This is a genomic window from Acinetobacter sp. Q85-2 (assembly GCF_013420555.1).
In the GTDB taxonomy this organism is placed as follows: Bacteria; Pseudomonadota; Gammaproteobacteria; order Pseudomonadales; family Moraxellaceae; genus Acinetobacter; species Acinetobacter indicus.
Genome location: NZ_VOXW01000012.1, coordinates 30926 through 50219 on the forward strand (window position 1 = coordinate 30926; position 19294 = coordinate 50219).

Annotated in this window: 19 protein-coding genes; 2 read left to right on the forward strand and 17 right to left on the reverse strand. The window is 47.8% G+C overall.

Going from position 1 to position 19294, the window contains the following annotated elements:
• Positions 1-2 precede the first annotated feature (2 nt).
• Positions 3-1925 carry a threonine--tRNA ligase gene (thrS, locus tag FTT68_RS08450; protein WP_016659522.1) on the reverse strand — a complete coding sequence of 641 codons (1923 nt, stop codon included), beginning with the start codon at positions 1923-1925 and terminating at the stop codon, positions 3-5.
• A gap of 498 nt (positions 1926-2423) precedes the next feature.
• Between thrS and FTT68_RS08455 the strand changes: the two genes are divergently transcribed.
• Entirely contained in the window at positions 2424-4067 is a 1644-nt protein-coding gene (locus FTT68_RS08455) for an acyl-CoA synthetase (protein WP_160241602.1), read from the forward strand.
• A 130-nt stretch (positions 4068-4197) separates the two neighbouring features.
• Here the strand turns inward: FTT68_RS08455 and yjgA are convergent, their stop codons facing one another.
• From yjgA to mazG, 9 genes are all read right to left on the reverse strand, one after another.
• Positions 4198-4731: a ribosome biogenesis factor YjgA gene (gene yjgA / locus FTT68_RS08460; protein ID WP_005182421.1), complete on the reverse strand. Its 534-nt coding sequence runs from the start codon at positions 4729-4731 to the stop codon at positions 4198-4200.
• 2 nt (positions 4732-4733) lie between these two features.
• Positions 4734-5003: an HPr family phosphocarrier protein gene (locus FTT68_RS08465; RefSeq protein ID WP_034598158.1), complete on the reverse strand. Its 270-nt coding sequence runs from the start codon at positions 5001-5003 to the stop codon at positions 4734-4736.
• A complete protein-coding gene (gene rapZ / locus FTT68_RS08470; protein ID WP_160241603.1) occupies positions 5000-5851 on the reverse strand; it encodes an RNase adapter RapZ in 852 nt (283 codons plus the stop codon). Before rapZ ends, FTT68_RS08465 begins: the two co-directional genes overlap by 4 nt.
• A gap of 27 nt (positions 5852-5878) precedes the next feature.
• The gene (gene panC, locus FTT68_RS08475; protein WP_005182413.1) at positions 5879-6724 is read right to left on the reverse strand and encodes a pantoate--beta-alanine ligase; all 846 of its coding nucleotides are present in this window, start codon (positions 6722-6724) and stop codon (positions 5879-5881) included.
• A 3-nt stretch (positions 6725-6727) separates the two neighbouring features.
• Positions 6728-7537: a 3-methyl-2-oxobutanoate hydroxymethyltransferase gene (gene panB, locus FTT68_RS08480; protein WP_160241604.1), complete on the reverse strand. Its 810-nt coding sequence runs from the start codon at positions 7535-7537 to the stop codon at positions 6728-6730.
• 45 nt (positions 7538-7582) lie between these two features.
• Positions 7583-8071 (reverse strand): 2-amino-4-hydroxy-6-hydroxymethyldihydropteridine diphosphokinase, encoded by a 489-nt coding sequence (gene folK, locus FTT68_RS08485; RefSeq protein WP_160241605.1) that lies wholly within the window; start codon positions 8069-8071, stop codon positions 7583-7585.
• Positions 8068-9540 carry a polynucleotide adenylyltransferase PcnB gene (gene pcnB / locus FTT68_RS08490; protein ID WP_005182410.1) on the reverse strand — a complete coding sequence of 491 codons (1473 nt, stop codon included), beginning with the start codon at positions 9538-9540 and terminating at the stop codon, positions 8068-8070. Before pcnB ends, folK begins: the two co-directional genes overlap by 4 nt.
• Before the next feature lie 136 nt (positions 9541-9676).
• Entirely contained in the window at positions 9677-10090 is a 414-nt protein-coding gene (locus FTT68_RS08495; protein WP_160241606.1) for a ComEA family DNA-binding protein, read from the reverse strand.
• Between the two features lie 10 nt (positions 10091-10100).
• Complete coding sequence (mazG, locus tag FTT68_RS08500; protein WP_160241607.1) at positions 10101-10862, reverse strand: nucleoside triphosphate pyrophosphohydrolase; 762 nt, start codon at positions 10860-10862, stop codon at positions 10101-10103.
• Positions 10863-10962: 100 nt separating this feature from the next.
• On the opposite strand from mazG, the gene FTT68_RS08505 reads away from it, so the two are divergent.
• Positions 10963-11739 (forward strand): SDR family oxidoreductase, encoded by a 777-nt coding sequence (locus FTT68_RS08505; RefSeq protein WP_180083988.1) that lies wholly within the window; start codon positions 10963-10965, stop codon positions 11737-11739.
• 64 nt (positions 11740-11803) lie between these two features.
• On the opposite strand, the gene der is transcribed toward FTT68_RS08505, so the two are convergent.
• The 7 genes from der to pilW all read right to left on the reverse strand — a co-directional run bounded on the left by der (position 11804) and on the right by pilW (position 19290).
• Complete coding sequence (der, locus tag FTT68_RS08510) at positions 11804-13216, reverse strand: ribosome biogenesis GTPase Der (protein WP_005182406.1); 1413 nt, start codon at positions 13214-13216, stop codon at positions 11804-11806.
• 174 nt (positions 13217-13390) lie between these two features.
• The gene (bamB, locus tag FTT68_RS08515) at positions 13391-14539 is read right to left on the reverse strand and encodes an outer membrane protein assembly factor BamB (RefSeq protein WP_104472416.1); all 1149 of its coding nucleotides are present in this window, start codon (positions 14537-14539) and stop codon (positions 13391-13393) included.
• Positions 14536-15240 carry a tetratricopeptide repeat protein gene (locus tag FTT68_RS08520; RefSeq protein ID WP_005182401.1) on the reverse strand — a complete coding sequence of 235 codons (705 nt, stop codon included), beginning with the start codon at positions 15238-15240 and terminating at the stop codon, positions 14536-14538. Before FTT68_RS08520 ends, bamB begins: the two co-directional genes overlap by 4 nt.
• Positions 15241-15270: 30 nt before the next feature.
• A complete protein-coding gene (hisS, locus tag FTT68_RS08525; protein WP_005182398.1) occupies positions 15271-16566 on the reverse strand; it encodes a histidine--tRNA ligase in 1296 nt (431 codons plus the stop codon).
• A gap of 3 nt (positions 16567-16569) precedes the next feature.
• Positions 16570-17691, reverse strand: coding sequence for a flavodoxin-dependent (E)-4-hydroxy-3-methylbut-2-enyl-diphosphate synthase (ispG, locus tag FTT68_RS08530; RefSeq protein WP_005182396.1), 1122 nt, complete (start codon positions 17689-17691; stop codon positions 16570-16572).
• Between the two features lie 22 nt (positions 17692-17713).
• Positions 17714-18502 carry a helix-turn-helix domain-containing protein gene (locus FTT68_RS08535; RefSeq protein WP_016659532.1) on the reverse strand — a complete coding sequence of 263 codons (789 nt, stop codon included), beginning with the start codon at positions 18500-18502 and terminating at the stop codon, positions 17714-17716.
• The gene (pilW, locus tag FTT68_RS08540) at positions 18493-19290 is read right to left on the reverse strand and encodes a type IV pilus biogenesis/stability protein PilW (protein ID WP_104470591.1); all 798 of its coding nucleotides are present in this window, start codon (positions 19288-19290) and stop codon (positions 18493-18495) included. Before pilW ends, FTT68_RS08535 begins: the two co-directional genes overlap by 10 nt.
• Positions 19291-19294: the final 4 nt, after the last annotated feature.

The window sequence follows — 19294 nt, forward strand, 5'->3', positions numbered from 1 at the left end:
TCTTACTCCACAATGTACCGGCCGCGTTCGGCAACGGCTGCTTTTACTAGGTCAACGAAAGCATCAATTGACATAGTACCCAAATTTTTTCCTGAGCGGGTACGCACGTTCACTGTACCTTCCTCTACTTCACGGTCGCCAAGAACCAGCAAGTAAGGAATACGCTCTAAAGTACGTTCACGAATCTTAAAGCCGATTTTCTCATTTCTCAAGTCAGAAATCGCACGAATACCGTTTTCTTTCAGTTTCTCGACGACTGACCCACAGGCTTCAGCTTGCGCGTCGGTAATATTCATTACACAGGCTTGTGTTGGCGATAACCAAGGTGGCATAAAGCCCGCATAGTGTTCAATAAGTATACCAATAAAACGCTCAAAACTCCCAAGAATCGCACGGTGTAACATTACCGGCTGATCACGGTCGTTATCTTCCGTCACATAAGAAGCATCTAAACGTTCTGGCAAGTTAAAGTCACACTGAATGGTACCGCACTGCCATACACGGCCTAAGCAGTCTTTCAATGAGAATTCAATTTTCGGACCATAGAATGCACCTTCACCCGGCTGTAGTTCCCAGGCCAGACCCGCTGCATCCAAAGCATCGGCCAGTGATTTTTCCGCCAGATCCCACAGTGCATCATCACCGACACGTTTTTCAGGACGAGTCGATAACTTCATTTGCACATCTTCAAAACCAAAGTCTTTGTAGACGTCTAAGGTTAATTGAATAAAGTCAGCAACCTCTTGGCCAATCTGCTCTTTGGTACAGAAAATATGCGCATCATCTTGAGTGAAACCACGTACCCGCATAATACCGTGCAATGAACCCGATGGCTCGTTACGGTGACATGAACCAAATTCTGCCAGACGGATTGGTAAATCACGATACGACTTTAGGCCCTGGTTAAACACCTGCACGTGACATGGGCAGTTCATTGGCTTCACTGCGTAGTTACGGTTTTCAGAATGCGTGGTAAACATGTTTTCCGCATAGTTCGCGGCATGACCCGATTTTTCCCATAAGGTGAAATCGACCACCTGCGGAGTACGGATTTCCTGATAACCGTTGTCCTGCTGCACTTTACGCATGTACTGTTCCAGCACCTGGTAAATGGTCCAGCCATTTGGATGCCAGAACACCATACCCGGCGCTTCTTCCTGCATATGGAACAGGTCTAAGGCTTTACCAATTTTACGGTGGTCACGCTTTTCTGCTTCTTCAATACGTTTGATGTAGGCAGCCAGCTGTTTTTTGTCAGCCCAAGCGGTACCGTAAATCCGTTGCAGCTGCTCGTTCTTGGCATCACCGCGCCAGTAAGCACCCGAGATTTTGGTCAGCTTGAACGATTTTAAGAATTTGGTATTTGGTACGTGCGGACCACGGCACATATCCAGATAGTCCTGATGGTAGTACAGGCCCATTTGAGTTTCTTCAGGCATGTCTGCAATCAGGCGCAGTTTGTATTCTTCGCCACGCGCAGTGAATTCAGCAATAACTTCATCACGCGGGGTCATTTTTTTCACAACATCGTAGTCCTGGTCGATGAGCTTTTTCATACGCTCTTCGATGGCCGCCATGTCATCTAAAGTAAATGGACGTGGCATCCAGATGTCATAGTAGAAACCTTCTTCAATGACCGGACCAATCACCATTTTTGCTTCAGGGAACAATTGTTTTACCGCATGGCCCACCAGGTGCGCACAAGAGTGACGAATAATTTCGACCCCTTCTTCGTCTTTCGGTGTGATGATTTGTAAGGTGGCATCTTCGGTAATTAAATCGCAGGCATCGACTAAACGATCGTTCACACGACCTGCCACAGTATTTTTGGCAAGACCCGGGCCGATGCTTTGTGCAACTTCCATCACAGATACGGCTTGATCAAATTGTTTTTGATCACCATTCGGCAAAGTGATAATTGGCATAGAAAATCCTTAAGGAGTGATGCCCCGTACCATGGAGCATGTCACCGCGAGATTATGATCGAGGAGAACCTCAAAAGATAAAAAACGGTGGTAAATAAAAAAATCGACTAGAATTTTACACGTCTTGGCGCGGTGATTAAACCTTTTCTCCGAGAAAATTCAAATTAAGCCTCGTGTTTATGCTTAATTTTTTCCGATTTAAAAAAATGTGCTGCATGGGCCAATTTTATTTCCGGATTTACCGGTCAAACGGATGATGTGGCTTTTTATATGCTGATCTGGCCAATCTATCTGCAACTGCCATCATCAGCTACACCCAGATAAAAAAGAAATATCTCTATACAATTTTACCGGATCAAAAAAGGTTTATATTTCAGGTGATAGCGTGCCTATTCAGCAGCAATACCGCTCACTCGACTAAAGAATAACTGCAAGCCTGCACTGAAATGAATATCTTTAAACCAGAGAAACAATAAATATGATTAGGGAGTAATAATAATGGTTAGCGCATATGATCAATTGCCGCGTACCCCTGCCAATTTCGTGGCCTTGTCTCCACTGAGATACCTTGAACGCGCTGCTTATATCTACCCGCATCAGGACGCCATTATTCACGGTAAACGCCGCATTACCTGGCGAGAAAAATATCAACGCTGCCGCCAGTTTGCCCATCAGCTACAACAGCTGGGGGTCGGCAAGAATGATACCGTGTCCACCCTACTCCCGAACGTACCAGCCATGCTGGAAGCACATTTCGCCGTACCAATGGCAGGCGCCGTCCTCAATACCCTCAACACCCGGCTCGATGCCAAAAGTCTGGCCTTTATGCTGGAACATGCCGAATCCAAAGTGTTACTGGTTGATCCGGAATTTTCTGCCGTGGCCAAAGAAGCGCTGGCGTTGGTGCCACAAGAGATTTTTGTGATTGATGTTGAAGATGAGCTGTATGAGCAGTGCTTTACTGCCCCGATTGGCCAGATTGAATATGAAGACTGGCTGGCTGAAGGCGATGCCAATTTTGAATGGTCACTTCCACAAGATGAATGGGATGCGATTAGCCTGAACTATACCTCTGGCACCACCGGCAACCCGAAAGGCGTGGTCTATCATCATCGTGGGGCTTATATCAATGCCGCCAGTAATATTATTGCCTGCGGTATGACCCCACGTGCCACCTATTTATGGACCTTGCCACTGTTCCACTGCAACGGCTGGTGTTTTGCTTGGACCATGGCAGCCAATGGCGGTACCAATATCTGCCTACGTAAAGTCGATCCTGAGCTGATTTTTAAACTGATTGCTGAACATAAAGTTGATTACTTCTGCGGCGCACCGATTGTACTGTCGATGCTGATTAATGCTCCGGAACAGCAACAGATCAAAATTGAGCATCGCGTAGAAGTGATGGTGGCCGGTGCTGCACCACCTGCGGCGATTATTGAAGGGATGCGTAATCTGGGCATTAACGTGACCCATGTTTATGGCTTAACTGAAACCTATGGCCCATCGGCGCTATGTGCATCACAAGCTGGCTGGTCTGAGCTGACTATTCAGGAACAGGCGCAATTGCATTCACGCCAAGGCGTGCCGTATCCGCTGCAAGATGGCATGAAAGTCCTCGACCCGGAGACCATGCAACCGGTACCGAACGATGGCGAAACCATGGGCGAAATTATGTTCCGTGGCAATATCGTGATGAAAGGCTATTTAAAAAATCCGGAAGCGACGGCCGAAGCCTTTGCCGGTGGCTGGTTCCATACCGGCGACCTGGCCGTTTGCCAGCCGGATGGCTATGCCAAAATTACCGACCGCTCCAAGGATGTGATTATTTCCGGCGGTGAAAATATTTCCTCGCTGGAGGTTGAAGAGGTGCTGTACCAGCACCCTGCGGTCCTCACCGCGGCAGTGGTGGCCAAACCGGATCCGCGCTGGCAGGAAGTCCCGTGCGCCTTTATTGAAATTAAAGAAGGTAAAATCGTGACCGAAGATGAAATCATTGCCTTCTGCCAGCAGCATCTGGCGCGCTTTAAAGTGCCAAAAGAAGTGGTGATTACCGAGATTCCTAAAACCTCGACCGGCAAATTACAGAAGTTTGTATTACGTGAATGGGCCAAAGAACGCGCTGTCGGCGAGTTCGGTTAAAGCCAGCTGAGATGTTGATGCGGGTCATAGTGCCCGTTTTCAAATCAGTCACCCAAAAATGAACCGCAATAAAAAAACGACTCCATTGAGTCGTTTTTAATGGCTTCGGACCAGATGAAGTCTGATTAGCTTAATTGTCAGATAACAGCGCCACTTGCTGCACATAGTTAAATAATTTTAACTTGGATGCTTCCAGCTCTGCTTCCGGCATTTCCACTTTCAAATCACGGTGAATGCGCAACACATGCTGACGCAGGGTATGTCGTTCTGCCGCATTATAAGTTTTGCAGAAATCATTAATTACCGGATCACCATCTTTAATAATCCGCTCGACCCAGCGTTGCAGCTGTGCGGTTTTTTTGGCACCCTGCTGCGGGGTTAAATAAGACAGAATCACCGATTCATCTTCATTGCGCAGCAGTTTCCCAATCCGCTGGAACTGACGGCGACGCGCCTCATGCGAACTGATATTCTGCACTTCAATGAGTGCATCAATTAAACGCTCATCTACAGGAAGCTTTTGAATTTGCTTCGGGTTCAGTTGAGCCAACTGCTCGCCCAAAGCAGCCATACGCTGTACGGCTTTTTTCTGTTCAGTTTTACTTGCACGTCCTTCTAAAGATTCGAAATCATCTTCGGTAAAACGGTGCGGTCGACGTGCCACGATTAATCTGCCTCGTAAAATTTTGCTGCAAAAAGTGCCTGAATTTCAGATAAAGCTTGTTCTTCATCTGCACCTTCAATCACTAAACGTAAAGTTGTGCCCTTACCTGCGCCGAGCATGAGCAGGGACATGATATTTTTTGCATCGACCAACTTGTCACCTTTGCCAATTTGAATGGACGAACGGAATTTCGTGGTGACTTCAATCAGTTTGCCTGATGCACGCGCATGTAAACCTAGTTTATTAATTACGTCAACAGTTGTGTCAATCATGACCAGTGCTTCATTTCCCGGTGTAAGACTTGAATAGACCATTGTGCCTCAAGTGCCTTTTTTAGTCTATCCACCATATAAACAGATCGGTGCTGCCCACCGGTACAGCCAATAGAGATGGTCATATAATGACGATGCCCTTCTGCAAATGCAGGCAGCCATTTATTTAAAAACTGATAAATATCCTGGAACATTTCATTGGTCTGTTCATGCTGTTCCAGAAACTGTTGCACCGGCTCATCCAGCCCGGAATATTTGCGCAAAGACAGATCCCAATGTGGGTTCGGCAAATGCCGGATATCAAAGACATAGTCGGCATCCAGCGGAATACCATGCTTGTAGCCAAAAGATTGCAAAATCACAATCAGCTTATCGGTCTGGCCCAGCTTCGACAGCAAGGTGTGTTTTAAGTCATGCACACTCTTGTCGGTGGTATCAATGTGCACCGTGGAGCGCAGCTGAATCGGCATAAGCAGGACTTTTTCTTCCTGAATGCATTCATTCAAGCTTTTAAAACGGCTAGAGAGTGGATGCGGACGGCGTGATGCGCTAAAACGGGCAATCAATTCCTGATCTTGCGTGGTCAGATAAATAATATCGACTGAACCATGCTTTTGCAGTTGCTCAAATACCAAATCAAACTCTTGCAAGTCGGCACGGGTACTGCGTACATCTACCCCCAATGCCAACTGTTCCAAGTTATTTTCCTGATCCAGTTTATCCACAATTTCGGGAAGCAATGCCAAAGGTAAATTATCAATACAGTAATAACCCAAATCTTCCAACACTTGTAATGCCGAGGATTTTCCTGAACCTGATTGTCCGGTCACAATCAAAATACGCTTCATGACAAGGCTGTCCTTTCCATTGCTGAGCTATGCAGTCGGTTTGATCTGCATATTATCAATTAAGCGGGTGCTTCCCAATTTTGCCGCCACGAACAAAACAATCTCTTGATTAAATTCATCAATTTTTTGCAGTTCAGGTGTACGTGCCTCTACATAGTCCACAACAAAGCCGGCCTGCGTCAATGCTGCCTTAATATTCGCTAACACTTCTGACAGCTTTTCACCCTGTTGCAGTGCCTGTTCAGCATTTTTCAGGCTTTGATAAATTACTGGTGCCGTTTTACGTTCCTGTTCACTTAAATAACCGTTACGTGAACTGAGCGCCAGACCATCCTCTGCCCGGACAATTGGCACGCCAATCACTTCCAGCGGAATATTCAGGTCACGTACAAACTGACGGATCACCGCCAGCTGTTGATAATCTTTTTGGCCAAAGAAGGCATAGTTCGGCTGCACAATATTAAACAGCTTGGTCACCACCACCGCGACACCATCAAAATGTCCCGGACGCTGCAAACCACACAGGTCTTCGGTAATTTCAGACACACTGATGTTGGTTAAACGCGGGTTTTTGCCATACATTTGCTCGACAGAAGGTGCAAATACGATGTCACAACCGGCTTCTGCCAGCAATTGACTGTCTTGTTCCAAGGTCCGTGGATAGTTGTCAAAGTCTTCATTTGGACCAAACTGAATCGGGTTCACGAAGATGCTGACCACCACCACATCACATAATTGACGCGCTTCACGCACCAGGCTCAGATGGCCTTCATGCAAATTGCCCATGGTCGGGACAAAACCAATAATTTTACGCGCTGCACGTGCAGGATTTAATGAGGCTGCCAATCCCTGAATCGTGGTTTCTGTTTTCATGTTTTACAACTCAACTTGGAAAGTTTGTTCACGTGCCGGGAAAGAACCATCTTGTACCGCAGCATGATAGGCTTTGAAGGCATCTAAAATGGCCGTTTCACCAGACTGCTCTTTCATAAAGTTCCGTACAAATTTGGCAACGCGGCCAAACGTCAGACCCAGCATATCTTGCACCACCAGCACCTGACCATCGGTGTCTGCACCGGCACCAATCCCAATTACCGGAATATGCGGAAACAGGACACTAATTTCCTGACCAAGCTGTGCAGGTACACATTCCAGCAATAACAGCGCAGCACCAGCATCAACCACCGCCTGACAGTCAGCAATCAACTTGTCTGCCGCTTCACGGGTACGCGCCTGGAGTTTATAACCGCCAAAGACATGTACCGATTGCGGCGTCAGGCCCAAATGCACACACACTGGAATTCCGTTACGGGTCAGCACTTCTACGGTTTCAGCCAGCCAGGCACCACCTTCCATTTTGACCATTTGCGCACCGGCCTGCATCACGGTTTTCGAGCTTTGCAGTGCATCATTCAAGGTGGCATAACTCATAAATGGCAGATCGGTCATGATAAAGGCATGCTGATTGCCACGACGCACTGCTGCCGTATGATAGGCCATATCTTCAACGGTCACCGGCAAGGTAGAGTCACGGCCCTGAATCGACATCCCCAGCGAGTCGCCAATTAAAATACTATCAATTTCAGCAATTTCCATTGCCTTGGCCATACTCGCATCATAACAAGTCAGGCAGGAGAATTTGCGACCATCGGCTTTAAATTGTCTTAAGTCACTGAGACTAATCATGGAGATGTTCCTCTAGGAAAAGCATAGAACATGCTAAAAATCACTTTAAATATTTGCCCAGTGTTCATGGTCCAGCACATCCAGTGCGGGCTGTTGAATGAACGGCAAGTCTTTTAATAATTGCGTATGCACACGCAGTTCGGGGTCTAAATCCAGTAATGGAATCACCACGAAATCGCGCTCTAAAACGCCGACATGCGGCACAGTCAGACGTTCATGCTGAATCTGCTCCTGTCCATAGAGGAGTAAATCCAGATCGAGCGTGCGTTCACCCCAATGGCGTAAACGCACCCGTCCGGCTTCCTGCTCAAAACGTTGCAGCTGATCCAGCAATTCCAGCGCCGGTAAATCTGTACGCAGCTGTATCACCGCATTTAAATAATTCGGCTGGTCTTGTGGCCCCATCGGCGGACTTTGATACAGTTTAGAGGTTTTGACCTGACCCAACGTTGCCAGCTTGTGTACAGCTTCGGTCAGAATCTGGCGTGAATCACCCAGGTTACTGCCCAGGCCAATATAAGTCACCCTACTCATTGTGTTGGCCCGAAAATAACCTGACTTAAATCACGTTGTACCCGCTTGCGCTTCAGAATTGGATGGTCTGCACCAATCCCCGAGCCATTGCTTGATGATGTTGATGCAACCTGGGCACGGGCGTCTTCCTGCTGTTTGGCTTTACGGGCACGGCGGCTGCGTGGCTCCGGCTCATTCACCAGCGGTTCAATTTCGGCGGTCTGCGCGGCATTCAGCTGCTGCTCCAGATGTTCTTCCTGTGCAGCTTTGCGACGGCTCTTGGCCCGCTGACGGTTGTACTGGCCAATGGCACGTTCTTTTTCATCGGTGCTCATGGTCTGGTACTGATCCCACCACGTACCCATCTCTTGAGTCTGAGCATCGCCAGATCTTTCACGCAGCAGCAAAAAGTCGAAACCGGCACGGAAACGTGCATGGTTGGACAGGGCAGCAATTTGCTGAGGTTTTGGATTCAGCAAACGGGTTTGCATTTCCCAGACTTCACGAATAAAGGTTTCAGCAAAACGCGGAATCACCGTGCGGGTGGCCTGACGTTTCAACACATCCAGTCCAGCCTGGGCACGTGCTTCTGCCGGAATTACCCCTTTGGACAGATAAAAATCACAGCGCTCTAAAAATGGCTTCCACAGCAGCACCGCATAGAAAAAGGCCGGGTTGATGGTTTTGCCAATCGCAATGCGCTGATCGGTATTTTTTGCAGCCAATTCAATAAAGGGTGTGATGTCCGGCTTGATGTCGGCAAAAAGCTGACGCCAGATACCGAAGTCAATCAGCATCGGCAAGACGCGATTTAAATGCCCCATGGTGAACAGTTTTTGCGATTCATCATACAGACGGTGCGGAGAAACATCGCGCAGCAACTGAGTCATTTCCGGAGTAAAAATCTCCAGAATGGCCGGATCAATATTGAAATTCAGCTTGGCCGCAAAACGTAAGGTCCGCAGCATCCGCACCGGATCTTCTTCAAAACGGACGGTCGGATCACCGAGCAGACGCAAGGTTTTGGATTTAATGTCATCAACTGCATGACAGAAATCCAGCACAATTCCTTTACGTGGCTGATAATACAAAGCATTGATACTGAAATCACGACGGGCAAAATCCTGCTCAATCGTGCCCCAGTTATTGTCTCTTAAAATCATGCCCGCAGCAGAGGTCACCGCTCTTTTCGGTGGTGCACGGAAGGTAGCAACTTCCACCAGTTCACGTCCAGAATAGACATGAGCCAGCTCAAAGCGGCGTCCGATAATGCGACAGCGGCGTCCGAACACCTCTTTGACCTGAGATGGCGTGGCATTGGTCACGGCATCAAAATCCTTCGGATTCAGGCCCAACATCAGGTCACGAACACCACCACCAACGATATAAGCTTCATAGCCAGCTTTGGTTAAAGCATCAATAACATCTAGAATGTAAGCAGGTAATTGCGTGGTTGATAAACCACATTTTGACGCGCGCAAAGTTTGCAAAAGACGCTGTCTCCTACGTCTGAACGTAAAATAGATTAGATGACGCTAATCATATCTCTAACACAATCAAAGGGCAATTTGATTATCTCAATACTCGGGCCCGGCTGATGCGGTGTTGGCCGATGATCAGACCCGATTAAATACCCAGCCGGTGCCGGTTTTTGGCCAATAATGCCGGTCCAATCCCTTTGACCAGCTGTAAATCTTCAATCCGTTTGAATTTTCCATGCCGATTGCGGTACTCAATAATGGCTTCCGCCTTCTTTTGTCCCACGCCAGATAATTGCTGTAATTGTGCGGCTGTTGCCATATTCAGATTAATTTTTTCACTGCTGCCTGCGCTAGCTGAACGGGGTTGGGAAGTCTTCGTAGAAGCCGACGGGCTTAAACGCGCATCAATTGCCTCTTGTTCAGCCTTCCATCGCAGATAACGCGCATCATAATTTTCTGCCTGCGCATTTTGCAGCGCGAAAAAACTACAAAACAGGCAGAACATTAACGCCAGTTGAATTAGAGCTTGAGCGTGTTGAAATCTTATTCTTCTTGTCATGGTCACTCTGTCATTTTAATTGTTGTTTTGCCTGCTCCCACAACTGATCCATTTCAGCCAACGACACCTGTTCTATATTTTTATGCTGCTGTTGTAACTGCTGTTCAATGAAAGCAAAGCGGGTTCTAAATTTATGTACGGTACTCAGCAAAGCCATTTCGCTGGACAGATTCAGTTTACGGCCAACATTAATTAAAGAAAATAAACAGTCGCCCAGCTCATCCAGAATTTCGTCGGAATTTTGCCGATCCACCGCCTGTTTCAACTCCTGCAGTTCTTCATCTACTTTCTGCATTGCGCCAGCGATATCGGGAAAATCAAAGCCAATCTGTGCGACATTGTGCTGTAACTGCTGCGCCTGCTGAATGGCCGGGCCATGTTTGACCTCAGATAAGCGCGATGCAGGTTTGCCGGCTTTTTCCTGCTGTTTGATCTGCTGCCACAATGCACTGACATCTTCAGGGCTTAAGGCCGCAAACTGCTCGGACTGAAATACATGCGGATGACGGCGAATCATTTTATCGGTAATGGCCTGCACCACATCCTGAAAATCAAAAGCACCCTGCTCGCTATACATTTGCGACTGAAACACCACTTGCAGCAATAGATCGCCCAGTTCCTCTTTGACGTCCTGAGCATGACCACTGCGCACAGCCGCTTCGACTTCATAGGCTTCTTCAATCGCATACTTGGTCAGCGATTCCGGGGTTTGCCTCTGGTCCCACGGACATTGCTCACGAAGCTGTTTCATCACTGCCAATAACTGATCCATGCCGATTTCCACCTTCTTCAACCATCATCTACACAAAAATATTTGCTATGCTCTCAACAGAACAATACTTTGAAAAACAAAAACACAAGGAGTTAGCCACATGCACAGTATCTTCATTAGTGGCGCAGCACAAGGCATTGGTGCAGCAGTGGCCCGCTTATTTTATCAGGCGGGTTATAAAGTCGGAATTTATGATTTAAATTTTGCACTGGCCGAGCAACTGGCGCAGCAGCTGGGTCCCAATGCGCAAGCCGGCGGGCTGGATGTCGCAGATTATGCGCAGTGGCAAACGGCTTTGGCGCGTTTTGTAGACTGGGCTGGCGAGCTGAATATTTTAGTCAACAATGCCGGTATCTTATATTCGGGTGCTTTTGAAGACACCGAGATTCAGGCGCATCAGCGTACCATGCAGGTTAATGTCAATGGGGTGCTAAATGGCTGTCATGCCGCACTGCCTTATTTAAAACAGGCGATTTTTGCCCGGGTGGTGAACCTGTCGTCGGCTTCGGCCATTTATGGACAGGCCGATCTGGTGTCGTATTCGGCCAGTAAATTTGCGGTACGCGGTATAAGCGAAGGGCTGGATGTAGAATGGCAAAAATACGGTATCCGGGTACTGGATGTAATGCCGCTATTTGTGCAAACCGCCATGGTCAAAGATATGGATGCCGGCACCATTCAAAACATGGGGGTACATTTAAGCGTGGAAGATGTGGCCGATGAAATTTTCAGTTGTGTTACGCGAAAAAGCTCGCTATTTACCGCCACCCATCAGCCGGTCGGATTAAAAAGCAAATTCCTGTTTACCCTGTCACGCCTAAGCCCGCAGTGGGTGAATCGTTATAGCAATATGTTGCTGGCACGGCGTCCAGACTAGAAACTGATGGCCATAAAAAAGCCCGAATCTGATTCGGGCTTTTTTGTATCAAGCGACAAACCGCTTAACCGCGTTTAAATTTCTTCTCGGCTTTCTTAAACTTCTGTACATAACGACGACGACGCGCAGCAGTACGTTCATCCACCTGTGATTTACGTCCTTCAAACGGGTTCTCAGAGGTTTTAAATTCAATCTTCACCGGAGTTCCTTCCAGCTTATAGACCTTACGGAACACGTTTTCCAGGTAACGACGATAATCGGCCGGGGTTTTATCCACCTTGTTACCGTGAATTACAATCGTTGGCGGGTTCTGGCCTCCCATGTGTGCATAACGCATTTTAATGGCACGACCCTGCACTTTTGGCGGATGGTGCGCTTCAGTTGCATCATTCAGAATCTGAGTCAGTTTGGCTGGTGATACTTTTAAGCGCGAAGACTCATAAGCACGATGAATCGATGGATAAAGATCACCCACCCCAGTGCCATGCAGCGCTGAAATCAGGTGAATACGCGCCCAAGGAATAAAGTCAAAGCGGCGCTCGACATCCAGCTTACACTGCTTGCGATCATATTCAGACATGTTGTCCCATTTATTGATCGCAATCACCATGGCACGGCCAGCTTCCAGCGCATAACCAATCAGGTGCAGGTCCTGCTCGACAATCCCTTCACGCGCATCGACCACCACAACCACCACGTTGGCATCTTTCATCGCCTGCAAGGTTTTTACAATCGAGAATTTCTCGATCATTTCATCAACCTTGCCTTTACGGCGTACACCGGCAGTATCAATCAGGGTGTATTTACGCCCTTCACGCTCAAACGGAATATAGATCGAGTCACGTGTTGTGCCCGGCTGGTCAAAAGCAACCACGCGCTCTTCACCCAGCAAACGGTTCACCAGCGTCGATTTACCCACGTTTGGACGACCAATAATCGCTAGACGCAGACCCGTGTCTTCATCACGCTCTTCCGGGTTTTCATCTTCCGGCACATCTTGCAGTACTTCTTCCAGCATCTGCTGAACACCGCGACCATGGCTGGCGGCCACTTGCATTGGCTCGCCCATCCCCAGTTTAAAGAATTCAACCAGCGCGGCTTCTGCATGTACGCCATCGACCTTGTTGGCCACCAGAAAGACTTTTTTACCCAGCGTACGCAGTTCACGGGCAATCTGCTCATCCGAAGCCAGCAGACCGGCACGCGCATCGACCACGAAGATGATCATATCGGCTTCATGGATGGCGGTTTTCGACTGCTCGGCCATGTAAGAATCGATACCACCTTCAGATTCGCCAATACCGCCGGTATCGACCACGATGAAGGATTTATTCTGATAGGTCGCATCACCATATTTACGGTCACGCGTCAGGCCGGCAAAGTCTGCGACCAGAGCATCACGACTCTTGGTGATCTGGTTAAACAACGTTGATTTTCCGACGTTCGGACGACCAATGAGCGCAATTACGGGTTTCATAGATTAACCTTTATTTGAGATCAGTCCACTACACGGGTCTGAACATCAGAAACAAATGGGAAGAAAAAATTTCAGTCAAAGACCTGAATAAAAACACGGGGCATTGAACATTCAATCACCCCGCGTTAAAAAATACGGAAATTGTCGCCTAGTTTAACATAAGGCAACAAAAAGTTAACGGTTCTGCCAAATGCTGAATGCACCCTTTTGCGTACCAACATATAACTGGTTGTCGATGACACGTAAAGAACGCACTTCACCGCTGGTTTTGGCGCGACCAATCAGCTGACCGTTGCTCGGGTTAAACAGATGCAAGACACCATCCATATCTCCCACCACCAGGTCCTGACCCAGCATTACCGGGTTACTTAAACGACGGTTAAGCAACTGGTCATTTTCCCACAGCTTCTGGCCACTGGTAATTTCATAAGCCACTAAACGGCCATCGGCACTGGCGACAAAAACCCCATTGCCGACCACTTCCGGACGTTTGGTGCTGCTCAGGTCTTCGCTCCAAACCACTTGCTGTGAAGCCAGATCAGTGACGGTCACCTGGCCCTGGAAGCTGGTAGTGACCAGGAACTGGCCCGCTACTACCGGATCGCCATCAATATCATTTAAACGCTGAATATCGGAGCGACCTTCACTGATGGCCACACGGCGCTGCATACGCGGCGTACCGGTCACCACATCAATTGCATAAATATAAGCATTGGCGGTTGCTACCAGCACGGTACGCGGATCAACCGCTACCGGTGCAGCGCTACCACGCAGGCTAAACTGGACATTCGGCAAATTGTAAGTCCACATTTGCTGGCCAGTCGCCAGGTTATGCGCATAGACAATACCATCATTGCTGATAGTCACCACACGGTTGGCATGCACCAGCGAAGGTGCCAGAATAGCCCCAGTCAATTGTGCGGTCCACTTTTTCTCACCTGTGGCCTGATCCAGTGCAAACAGTTGGCCTTTCTGATTCCCAACAATCACCAGACCTTCTGCCGCTTCTACACCTGAGCTCAGCCCCTGTTTGCTGACTTCGGTTTGCCACAAACGCTGCTTGCCACGATAGGCCGCCACTTCACCTTTAGGATCAATACTAAATACTACGCCATTATCGACATCTAGCTGTAAACGCAGCGGATCTTCTTCAGCAGTCGATGAGGTGTTTTGAGAAAATACAGGCACCAGGGTTTTGGCCTGTTGCAGTTTTGGCAAAGGATTCGGTTTTACTTTTTCAACTTTAATGCTGTTGCTTGAACAGCCAGCCAATGCAAGGCTTAAAACAGTTAGTGCAAACGGGATCTTATATTTTCTATTCATTCAGTTTCATCCACTTGTGTGTCGATTACAGGACGTTCAATTTCAGGATCATCAACTAAAACGCCGACACTTTCGAGTTTAATTTGTAAAATTTGACGTTCCTGTTGACGTTCAAGTAACGCATTCCATGCGTTCTGATACGCTTTTTTGGCATTTTCAATATCGTTTTTCGCCACGTACACATCACCACGCGCTTCTTCAGCTGTTGCTTTAAAGGCAGGATCGTTGACGGCAGACAAGGTTTTCAGTGCCTCATCATATTTCTTTTGTGCCAATTGCGCATAGGCCAAACGCAGTTTTAATACCTGCATTAAGCCGGCATCATCGACTTTAGAATTTTCAACTTTCTTTAAGGCTTTTTCTGCACCGGCATAATCGCCCTGATCATAGGCCAGTTTCGCCATTAAGAACTGGGTCTGAATGGCCTGGACGGAATCTGGTGCTTCTTTCACAATCTTATCGGCCGTGGTCGACAGATTCTGGAAAGCTTTGTCATCGCCTTCAGCCGCACGCGCCTCGTCCATCAGTTGCTGGACTTTGGCGGTGTTGGTCTGATCTTCAGCCAGGTTTTTCTTCTGCCAGTATTGCCATCCGAAAAAGGCAATCAGCGCAATCAAAATCCCGCTAATAATTGCAGAACCATATTTCTTAGCGAATGATTTTAAATGATCAAGTTGTTCATCATCACTTAATGCGCTCATTGAATTACCCTTTTCCTTATATTCTTTGGCTTATTTTGAAGAAAATTTTTCAATCATAAATGGCACAATCTCTGCCACAGCTACATCCAACTGCTCGGCAGTGGCCAGTTCTTTAACGGCGAAGCGCTGGTTTTCCCACTCACGCTCACCCAGAATTAAAGCATACAGTGCACCCGACTGGTCGGCTTTTTTCATCTGGCTTTTCATCGAGCCTTGTGAGCCGACTTTCAGGCGAATGGCACTACCACTGGCTTCAAGCTGGTCACGAATCTGCTCTGCCAGCACCAGTGCTTTACCTTGTGATGCCGGATCGGCCACCAGGAATACTTCACAATCGCGGCTTGGGCTGTTGTCTTCGACCTGTTCCAATAGAAGCAATAAACGCTCCATGCCCATGGCAAAACCAACTGCCGGAACCGACTGTTCTGGCTTGCCTTTTAACTGCCCCACCAGACCATCATAACGGCCGCCGGCACACACTGTCCCCTGTGAACCCAAATGGGTGGTGGTCCATTCAAATACAGTTTTGTTGTAATAATCCAGACCACGGACCAATTTTTGATTAATCACGAAGCTGACACCGGCATCAGTCAGATACTGCTGCAACAGGGCAAAATGCGCCATGGTGTCTTCACCCATAAAGTCGTGAAGTTTTGGTGCATTTTCCAGGATGCTTTGAGTTTTGGCATCTTTAGAGTCCAGAATACGCAGCGGGTTGGTGCTTAAACGGCGCTGAGAATCTTCATCGAGATCGGCTTTGTGCGTTTCCAGGAACTCAACCAAGGCGGCGCGATACGCGGCACGTTCATCTGACTCACCTAAAGTATTCAGTTCAAGTTGAACTTTATCTGCAACGCCCATACGTTTCCATAAACGCGCGGTCATTAAAATCAGCTCGGCATCCATATCTGGTGTAGCCACACCAAAAGTTTCCACACCAAACTGATGGAACTGACGGTAACGACCTTTTTGTGGTTTTTCATAACGGAACATTGGGCCGATATACCACACGCGAGGCGTTGCACCGCGCAGCAGGTTATGCTCAAGCATGGCACGTACACAGCCTGCCGTCCCTTCTGGACGCAAGGTCAACGACTCAGGTGGATTACCCTTGTCGAGGAAGGTATACATTTCTTTTTCAACGATATCGGTTGCATCACCAATGGAACGCTTGAACAGATGGGTCTGCTCAACCATCGGCAAACGGATTTGCTGATAACCATAAGCATCCATAAGACTGGACAGATGCTGTTCCAGACGTCTCCAAGCCGGGGTCTGGGTTGGGAGAATGTCATTAAAACCTTTGATTGCGACGATTGAACTCATGATCTACTCAGAAAAACCTGTGCGAATAATCTCTTTTGACTTAGCTTCTTCAAGCTCTTTAACACGTTGACGAACCATTGTTTCGATTTCATCAACCAATTGATTGGTATCAATTAAATGGCTCTTTTCACCATTACGATACACCAGTGAACGCGGACTTGCACCTACCACGCCAATATCAGCTTCTTTGGCTTCGCCCGGACCGTTAACTTTACAGCCAATCACCGACACATCCATTGGAGTGCGGACATCTTCCAGACGCTCTTCCAACATCTGCATGGCTTTAATCACGTTAAATTCCTGACGTGAACAGCTTGGGCAGGCAATGAAGTTAATGCCATTAGAACGCAGGCCGAGCGATTTTAAAATATCAAAGCCAATTTTGACTTCTTCTTCCGGCTCTGCTGCCAGGGAAATACGCATGGTGTCGCCAATGCCTTCCATCAGCAGGCCACCTAAGGCAATCGCTGATTTCACCGAACCGGTCCGATAGATTCCCGCTTCAGTCACACCTAAATGTAGCGGATTATCAATTTGCTGCGACAGCAAACGATAGGCATCCATGGTTAAAAATACATTCGATGCTTTCACCGAGACCTTAAATTCCTGGAAATCCAGACGGTCTAAAATATCAATATGGCGCATGGCCGATTCAAGCAAGGCTGCACCGGTCGGCTCGCCGTATTTTTTTTGAATATCTTTTTCCAGTGAACCGGCATTGACCCCAATCCGCATGGAAATATCATGATGTTTAGCCGCAGCCACCACTTCACGGATTTTCGCTTCCGAACCGATATTACCCGGGTTAATCCGCAGACAGTCAGCACCGAAATCGGCCACAGCCAAAGCAATTTTATAGTCGAAGTGAATATCAGCCACCAAAGGAACAGAGACCTGCTTACGGATTTCACCAAAAGCCTGTGCGGCTTCCATGCTTGGTACCGATACCCGCATGATGTCTGCACCAGCATCAACACAGCGCTGAATTTGCGCAACCGTTGCAGCGACATCACAGGTTTCGGTATTGGTCATACTCTGAATGCTGATTGGCGCATCACCGCCCACATAGACTGAACCGACACGAATTTTACGGGTTGGACGGCGTCGAATTGGATTCTCAATCATGATTTCGCTCTACTCTGTGCCATTAACGCGACAAACGGAATTCCGCTTTGCCATTGACGGTATATGGAGACAATGAAATATTTTCATTGTTTAGACTTAATGACACTGCGGTTGCATCATCTAAACGAATCTGAAATGGTGCCTCACCAGTTAAATTCAAGCTGGACGCCTGACGGCCAGTGGCCAGCACCTTCCCGGTCGAATCCACAATATGAACCGACGTCGGACGGTTAAAGCTTAAAGACAGCTGATCGCCGGTCACGGCACTGCTGTTGTCTAAATTAATAATTTCGACATCAGACATTGGCACAATATTCTGCTCGGTGTCGCTCGACTGCGAAGATGACCAGTTTTGCACGGCCGCGATGATAATCCAGATTAAGGCCAGTGCCACTACCGCCAGCGCAATACGCTTTAACCATTTGCGGTTACGGTCACGATTCGAGCCAGGCAGTTTGCCCATAATTTTAATTGGGGAATTATTCAGGGCATGATTCGGCAGCATGCCGGTATCATTGGCATAGATTTCATCAAAACGCTGGATGATACTGGTGGCATCGACTTTTAAATATTTGGCGTAGGTGCGGTAATAACCCTTGATAAAGGTCGCTTCAGGCAGTGACTTGTATTCATCCTGCTCCAGCGCCGTCAGGGTTTTGACCGGAATATTCAATTCTTGCGCCACATCTTCAAGCTCAAGCTTCTGATTTTGACGGATTTGACGCAGATACTCACCTGGGCGTTGGATATTTCCTAATGCATTGGGCGCTACATTTGTATTTGATTGCGGTGAATTAGGATTTACTTCCATACGGCCTCAGTACTGTGCTGTAATTGCAAATAACGTTGATATTCCTGGCTTTCAGGGAACAATGCCCGAAGCTGATTGACCAGCACCTGCTGTCCCAACTGATCGCCATTTGCTCGTGCAACACGGATCCCAATCCACAATGCACGCGCACCTTGATTTTTTTGTCCCACAGCACGCACAAACTGTTCATACATTCTGGATGCTGCAGGAGTCTGCTGGTTGAAATAAAAAATTTCCGCCAACTCTAACATTGAAACATAGGAGTCACGGTTCGCCTGCAGAGCCTGCTTGAATGATTTTTCAGCATTCGCCATATCGCCCAGTTTCAGGTAAATCCGCCCCACGTTTTCCAATGCACGAAAACGTTGATCATAACCGAGTGTTGCCCCGGCAATACTCAGCTGTTCAATGGCATCATTATAGCGTTCAACCTGATACAAATACGTACCATAGTTGTTACGCGCCTGCGCATTGTTCGGATCGGCAGAGATGGCACGCTTGAAATACGTATCGGCCTTCTCCAGATTCAGCTTGCTACCTTCTTGCTGTAGCAGCACGCCCATCATCATATTGGCCATAGAATCACGCGAATCTGTTTCCAGTGCCTGATCCAGGGCACGTTTGGCCGAGTCTAAATCACCCGATTTTAAATACTCGGCCGCCAGCTGGGTACGCACCTGAATTGCCTTTTCCGGATCTTTCGGACTTAAAGTAGGAGTTGTGGTTTGACAGCCGGTGCTCATCCATGCAGCCACACACAGTGTGCTGATGGTTGTGAATTTATACATCAAC